This window comes from Peptoclostridium litorale DSM 5388, from assembly GCF_900141635.1.
Taxonomy (GTDB): Bacteria; Bacillota; Clostridia; order Peptostreptococcales; family Peptostreptococcaceae; genus Peptoclostridium; species Peptoclostridium litorale.
This window is the reverse complement of the sequence record NZ_FSRH01000017.1, coordinates 54,171-60,926: the sequence shown is the minus strand read 5'-3', so window position 1 is coordinate 60,926 and position 6,756 is coordinate 54,171. Positions and strand designations below refer to the sequence as shown.

At 38.9% G+C, this 6,756-nt stretch carries 5 protein-coding genes; 1 reads left to right on the top strand and 4 read right to left on the bottom strand.

The window, feature by feature from the left end; translation table 11 throughout:
- The 4 genes from BUQ87_RS13525 to BUQ87_RS13505 form a co-directional block, all read right to left on the bottom strand.
- The coding region (locus BUQ87_RS13525) for an NAD(P)/FAD-dependent oxidoreductase (protein WP_143182478.1) at positions 1 to 499 on the bottom strand (499 nt) is incomplete at its 3' end.
- Between the two features lie 321 nt (positions 500 to 820).
- Positions 821 to 2,332 (bottom strand): BCCT family transporter, encoded by a 1,512-nt coding sequence (locus BUQ87_RS13520; RefSeq protein ID WP_330391372.1) that lies wholly within the window; start codon positions 2,330 to 2,332, stop codon positions 821 to 823.
- A gap of 364 nt (positions 2,333 to 2,696) precedes the next feature.
- Positions 2,697 to 4,010 carry a betaine reductase selenoprotein B gene (gene grdH, locus BUQ87_RS13510; protein ID WP_081823014.1) on the bottom strand — a complete coding sequence of 438 codons (1,314 nt, stop codon included), beginning with the start codon at positions 4,008 to 4,010 and terminating at the stop codon, positions 2,697 to 2,699.
- Between the two features lie 30 nt (positions 4,011 to 4,040).
- A complete protein-coding gene (locus tag BUQ87_RS13505) occupies positions 4,041 to 5,369 on the bottom strand; it encodes a glycine/sarcosine/betaine reductase component B subunit (RefSeq protein WP_038265814.1) in 1,329 nt (442 codons plus the stop codon).
- Between the two features lie 599 nt (positions 5,370 to 5,968).
- On the opposite strand from BUQ87_RS13505, the gene BUQ87_RS13500 reads away from it, so the two are divergent.
- The gene (locus BUQ87_RS13500; protein ID WP_038265813.1) at positions 5,969 to 6,676 is read left to right on the top strand and encodes a TetR/AcrR family transcriptional regulator; all 708 of its coding nucleotides are present in this window, start codon (positions 5,969 to 5,971) and stop codon (positions 6,674 to 6,676) included.
- Positions 6,677 to 6,756 lie beyond the last annotated feature (80 nt).

The following is a 6,756-nucleotide window of genomic DNA, read 5'->3' as shown; positions in this document are numbered from 1 at the left end:
CGAATTTTGTAAGGAACATAGCCTCTTCAACTGCTGTGTCTCCTCCGCCTATTACGAACACTTCCATGTCCTCGAAGAAGTCAGCGTCGCAAGTCGCGCAGTATGATACGCCTTTTCCTGTAAGCTCTTTTTCTCCCGGGCATCCTGCAAGCTTTGGAGATGCTCCTGTAGCAACTATTACAGCCTTAGCCTTGTACTCGCCTTTTGCTCCCTTAAGTACTTTTATCTTGTCTGTAAAGTCAACGTCTACTATGTTGTCCATTACTCTTTCTGCTCCGAATTCTTCAACCTGCTCTTCCATTCTTCCTATTAGAGACGGTCCTGTAGCTTCTGGAACTGATCCTGGATAGTTTGCAACCTCGTGAGTTATTACTATCTGTCCTCCAACTTTCATTCCCTCAAGAAGAAGAGTCTTCATCTTTGCTCTTGCTCCGTAAAGTGCTGCTGCAAGTCCTGCAGGTCCTGAACCTATTATGGCTATGTCGTATACGTTTTCCACTGCTTTCCCTCCCAATAATATGTAATGTAAATTTTCTATTCCTGTTTGATAATCCCCATAGAGGAGTTTAAACCATCACTATAAAATATAACAAAATAAATCAGTTAATTAAATATTTTTCCAAAAATAAGTAGTCTATATTATTTTTTTCAATAAAAACAATATCCTGTATAAATGCTGTGAATAGCCTCAACATTATTTATACTCAATTAGTTGCACTTTAAAATATTATTTATTTTTTCACAATTTATATCTATTTAAAATCCAGAAAAAGAGCAGCTTTCAGGCTGCTCTTTCATTCTGGATTCTATTTGCGTCTGCCTACTTCTTTGCAAACTTTTCGTCATTAACCAGAGCTTTCATGAACGATGCTATGGCAAGGAACATTACGAATATGAATGGGAACGCGGCCGCAACAGATATTGTCTGAAGCGATTTAAGTCCTCCTGCAAGAAGAAGTGCTGTTGCAAGAAGAGACTGGAATAGCCCCCATATTATTTTCTTCTGATTAGAAGGGTTAAGGTCACCTTCAGATGTAAGCATTCCAAGCACGAATGTAGCCGAGTTTGCAGATGTTATGAAGAATGTGCATAGAAGCATAAGTGTTATGAATGAAAGCACGGTTCCAAGAGGGTAGTGCTGCATTACTTCAAATAGAGCCGTTTCCGCCGCTCCAATTTCAGTCATAGTTCCATTGTTGAATAGGTTTAGTCCAAGAGATCCAAATACGGCAAACCATATGAAAGATGCCATTGCAGGAGCGAATATAACTCCGCCTATGAACTCTCTTATAGTTCTTCCTCTTGATATACGAGCTATGAATGATCCAACGAATGGAGCCCATGCTATCCACCATGCCCAGTAGAACACTGTCCAGCCTGAAAGCCAACTGTTGTCTCCGAATGCGCTTATTGAAAGCGAGTCCTTAAGGAAGTCGTTAAGGTACAGTCCAAGTCCGCTTGACAGTCCGTTCATTGTAGCAACTTTGTTTCCTACAAGGAAAGTTCCCACAAGAAGTCCTCCCGCAAGTACAAGGTTTATGTCTCCAAGAACCTTTATACCCTTGTCTACACCACTTACTGCCGTCCATATGAAAATTACTGTTACTACAGCTATTATCATAAGGTTCATAAACATTGTCTGCTCTACACCGAATATATAGCTTATTCCACTTCCTATCTGAAGTGTTCCCATACCAAGAGATGTCGCAACACCCGCAACTGTAGCGAATACAGCAAGAATGTCAACAGTCTTTCCAAAAACCCCTTGTACTGCTTTATCTCCCACTAGAGGTATGAATATACTACTTATAAGACCCGGCTTTCCTTTTCTAAACTGCATGTATGCAAGCGCAAGACCTATTATGCTGTAGTTTGCCCATGGGTGGAATCCCCAGTGCTTGAACGACGTCTTAAACGCAAAATCGACAGCTTCAGGTGTTCCTGCCTCTGCTCCAACTGGCCCAAGATAGTGGTATATAGGCTCTGCAACTCCCCAGAATACAAGTCCTATACCCATTCCCGCTCCGAAAAGCATTGCAAACCAAGATTTAGTGCTGAAATCCGGCGTAGAATCGTCAGGTCCAAGTTTTAAGTCTCCATATTTACTGAAAGCAAGGATTGCTGCAAATACTACGAATACGAACATTGCTAGAAGATATGCCCAACCGAATGTGTTTGAAAGGTAAGCAAGAAGATTGTCTGCGAAAGTTGCAAAGCTAGCCTGTGCAGCAAGCCCCCATCCAACTATTGCAATAACTATCGCCATAGATGCATAAAATACCGTGTTATCTGGCTTTTTAGCCATGTTGGATTCTACTATTTTATCTACCAAGAGAATTCCTCCTTTATATTTGTATACCATACAACTTTTTAGGAATTATATACAATATTAAATTATGACATTTGAGTTAAATTTTTAACTTTTTTGTACATTAAATCAAATCATTGTTCCATTCATATTAAAAATTTCAATACGAATTATTATAGTACTTTTAATGCCATTATGATTTAATTGACACAATAAGTTAAATTAAAAGCGTCTTTTTTTCACCTATATATAAATATATCAAATGACAACGTTTGCTTTTATTTACCAAAAGTGCCAGCTATACTGCCGGCACTTTTGGTTTTTATGACTCGGTTATATATCTTACTTTTTTGGAAGTAAATTATATGGTTTAGTCTTTATATGCGTATTATATCTTAACCTTGAATACTGTTTGTTCTTGAACTTCTGCTGTAAGAGCTTCAACAGCCACTTTAGTTCTGTGGTATCTAAGCTTCCACTGAGCTTCCTTAGAAGTTGAAGGATCTCCTAGTGGGTATGGTATAGATATTGTAGGTACCATTTTGTTAGCTCCAACTGTAGAAGCAACTGGTATAAGGTTACACATCTGAACCACTGGGAATCCAGCTTTTTCTATTTCTTTTACCATCGTTGCACCGCAACGTGTACAAGTACCTCAGGTAGAAGTCATGATAACGCCTGTAACTCCGCCTTCTTGAAGCTTGACAACTATTTCTCTAGCCATTCTAGCAGCCTCTGCCTCTGTAGTTCCTGTTCCAACTGTAGAGTAGAAGTACTTGTGAAGTTCTCCTATTACTCCCTCTTTCTCTAGTGCTCTAAGAGCATCTATTGGAACTATTACGTTTGGATCTGCATCTGCAGCTGCAGGGTCGAATCCAGCGTGGATAGTCTTGAATACTCCGCCTTCAAGTCTTTCCATTCCTGTAACATCGTACATTCCCCATCTTGTAGCTGATGCAGACTGTATTCTGTCAGGGTTAGCAACTGGCACTATACCACCTGTAGTAACTACAGCTATTGAAGCCTTTGAAAGGTCCTTTATAGGCGCAGCTATTTCAACTCTGTCTGATTTTGGTATTGGAAGTTCTGTCTGGAAAGGCTCTCCAGCGATCTTCTTAAGAAGCATCTCTACAACTCTCTCAGAAGCAGGCTTTTGTCCTTCTGGCCAGCACTGATGTCTCTTTCCTCTTGGGAAGAATCCTTCCTCGTCAGCTGTTCCAACTGGCTCTCCTGCAAGTATCTTGTTTGCAAGCTTAGCCATTTCTCCCATGTCTTTTCTCATTCTACCAGCGTTGTTTCCGCCAACCATTACGTACATGTCCTTTTTGAACATTAGAACTCCTGGGTTCTCTACGTGCATTGATGTAACAACAGGTACGTTGAACTTCTCTTTAACAGCCTTAGCTATAGCACCACACGCAGCTCCGTATCTACCTGCCTGGAATGCTGGTCCTGCTAGGAATATGTCGAACTCTTTTCCTTCTAGGAATCCAAGTATTCTCTCTATAGCCTCGTCTCTGTTAGAACCTATGAAGTTGTCTCCGCATATTACCGTATGACTAACCTCTGCACCTTCAAGAGCACTGTTAAGCATCATAGCGGCTCCAACTTGACCTTCTCTTATTTCTGGCTCATAATCAGCCTTGTCTTCTCCACCAACCTGACCGAAGAACTGGTTTAGATATAGAATTGCCTTTTTCATCTATGTGCACCTCCTCAAGTTTTCTATATATTAAAATTCCTTCATTGTTTTAACAGACCATCCAACAACCTGGTCTCCACAGAACATTGCGTTGTTTTCCATTATTATAGATCCATCTTCCTTAACTGATGATCCCAGTATTTCGTCGCCTTCCCATCCTCCAGAAAGACCGTCTCTTGCAAGTGCCTGAAGTTCTCCAAGTACTACTGGCATTGGAGGAAGCTCTATAAGCTCAGAAACGTTTCCGCAAGATACTATAGCGTTAGCTTTCTCATCAAGAGTAACTAGCGGCTGAGACATTCCATCTCTACCTGTACACTCGTTTGTAAGACCTACAGTCTTTATTCCTTCGTTCTCAAGTGCAACTATGCAAGCTATGAAGTCTGCATCTGGGTTTCCGTATCCTTCTTCTGCAACTATTGCAGCTTCAGCTCCAAGTGACGTAGCCATTTGAGCTACGAATAGAGCTGCTCTTTCCTTTTGCTCAAGAGCAACGTTAAGGTTAGACATTATAACGCCTAGGAAGTTTACAGTCTTTCCATGCTCTGCATAAAGTCTCTTAAGTGCAGGGAAGTTTTGGAAGTCGTAAGTTGACCACTTCGATGAACAAGGCATGAAGCTTCCTGATATTACTGCTCCGTCAAGAACTTCGTTTGGATGCATGAATGATGGAAGGAATTTGTTCATGTCCCATCCGTAAACCATGTCATTGTATCCAAGCTCTTCCATTTGCGACTGAGGCTGCATTACGAATACAACTCCTGGAAGCTTATTTACATCTGCAGATCTCTTTGTAACAGGCTCAAGCTCGAAAGTTTCAACTTCTTCAGGCTCCATGTCCTTAACAGCGCTTCCTATATATTCAGCAAGCTTGTGTCCAGCCCATCTAAGCGCCTTGTTTTTCTTTTGCTGCTCTCTTTGCTCGAAAGTCTCGTCAGTATCTCCAACAAGAACTATGTTCTTAAGAGTAGAGTAGTAAGTGTACTTAGCTCCTTCTCCACCCATGTCTATAAGTCCGTCCTGGAATCCACCCCAGTGCTTTCCTACAACAAGAACGCTACATCCTTTAAGCGCGTGAGTTCTTCCCTCTCCACATCTTGTAAGCTCGTTATCAGTGATTCCTGGGAAAAGTGTTCTTCCGTCAACCTTTACTCTTGGCTCTATTGCCTCTTTAACAGGGCAAAGACGAACCATGTCTCCTGGCTTAACTATGTGAAGATCAGCTTCTGTTATGTGCTCATCTTCCATTACAAAATCAAGAGCTTCTTGCTTGTTAACTGTAAGGATACCATTTTCGTAAGAAGTTTTTTCGCCGAAAACGATGTCCTTAACGTAAAAATTACCCATTTCTAATTTCATTAAGAAACACTCCTTTCATCTTTCAGAATAATAAGTCTTTTCAGAATACTTTTTTATTAAATTCACAGGGAGGGGCCCCATGAGTTATAGCATTGTATACAAAATAGTTAATTTTTTTATAAACATATCAACTCCCATGTTGATGTTTGCCTATACTTTTTGTAGTGCCGATAGTTTTTTTCTATCTGCAATACGTTTGTTACTATCTTATCATTCCAATCGCTTGGCTTGAAATAATTATATCATAACCCAGACTATTTTGTAAATTCGTTTATTTGCTAATCGTGATTAATTTAGATATTTTTATAACAAATTTGGCTTGTTTACTGGGTTTTAAATAGATTAAATTTATTTTTAATTTTTTTTCTATTATTTTTTCATATACTTAAACATTCATAATTATTTAAAAATATCCTATTTCTTCAAAAAACTTCCTTAAGTAACCGTTTTCCTTGTTTGATTATGCAAAATCTTTTTTTAATCATAAGTTGCATTATAATTAAGTTCCCTTATAACCCTGTAAAAAAGCCATTTTTTATGTTATAATCATTTGACAGATTCTATTAGCTGTAAAAAACAGGGTAAAGGTGATAGTTAAAATGTATAGCACAACTGCCGATGACAAAAAAAGAATTCAAAAGATAAGAATGATGAGTTATTTCATTGAAGCCACTCATAAGATAATCGAAGAAGAGGGCTTTGAATACATTACAATAAGAAAAGTTTCCGATTTAGCTGGATATAACAGCGCAACCATATACAACTATTTCGAAAATCTGGACCATCTGATATGTTTTGCGTCAATGAAGTATCTCAAAGAATACTCTCAAAATCTCTCAGTATATACAAAAGGTGCTAAAAATTCAATCGAAAAATTCTTGAACATATGGAAGGCATTTTGCATATATTCATTTAAAAAACCTAAGGTTTTTTATACTCTTTTCTTTGATAAATTCAGTCAGTCTTTAAAAAACATGGTTCAGGAATATTATGAAATATTTCCAGACGATCTGGGTGAACATTATGACGGGACTCTGCCAATGCTTTTAAAGCAGAACCTGAATGACAGAAACAAGGCAATACTTCTCAGCTGCGTAGAAGATGGTTACATAAGAGAAGACGACGTAGACGAGTTAAACGAAATGATTATACTCATATATCGGGGAATGCTTGAAAGGATACTCAAAGATACTGATTCATACTCTCCCGAAGAAGCAACTGAAAAAGTGATAGCGTACATAAGCAGATCGCTTAAAGCTTATCAGGTCGAACATTCAATAGATGATACTTTGAAACTAATAAGCTAGTATCATTATTTGGCATGCTAAACAGCCCCGGCTCAGATTGATGAGCCAGGGCTGTTTTTGTCATTTGCTGTCTGTTAATT

What these genes read in the sequence shown, in the direction of transcription:
- BUQ87_RS13500 (WP_038265813.1), top strand. Translation starts at nt 5,969, where the DNA reads ATGTATAGCACAACTGCCGATGACAAAAAAAGAATTCAAAAGATAAGA.
- BUQ87_RS13505 (WP_038265814.1), bottom strand. Translation starts at nt 5,369, where the DNA reads ATGAAATTAGAAATGGGTAATTTTTACGTTAAGGACATCGTTTTCGGC.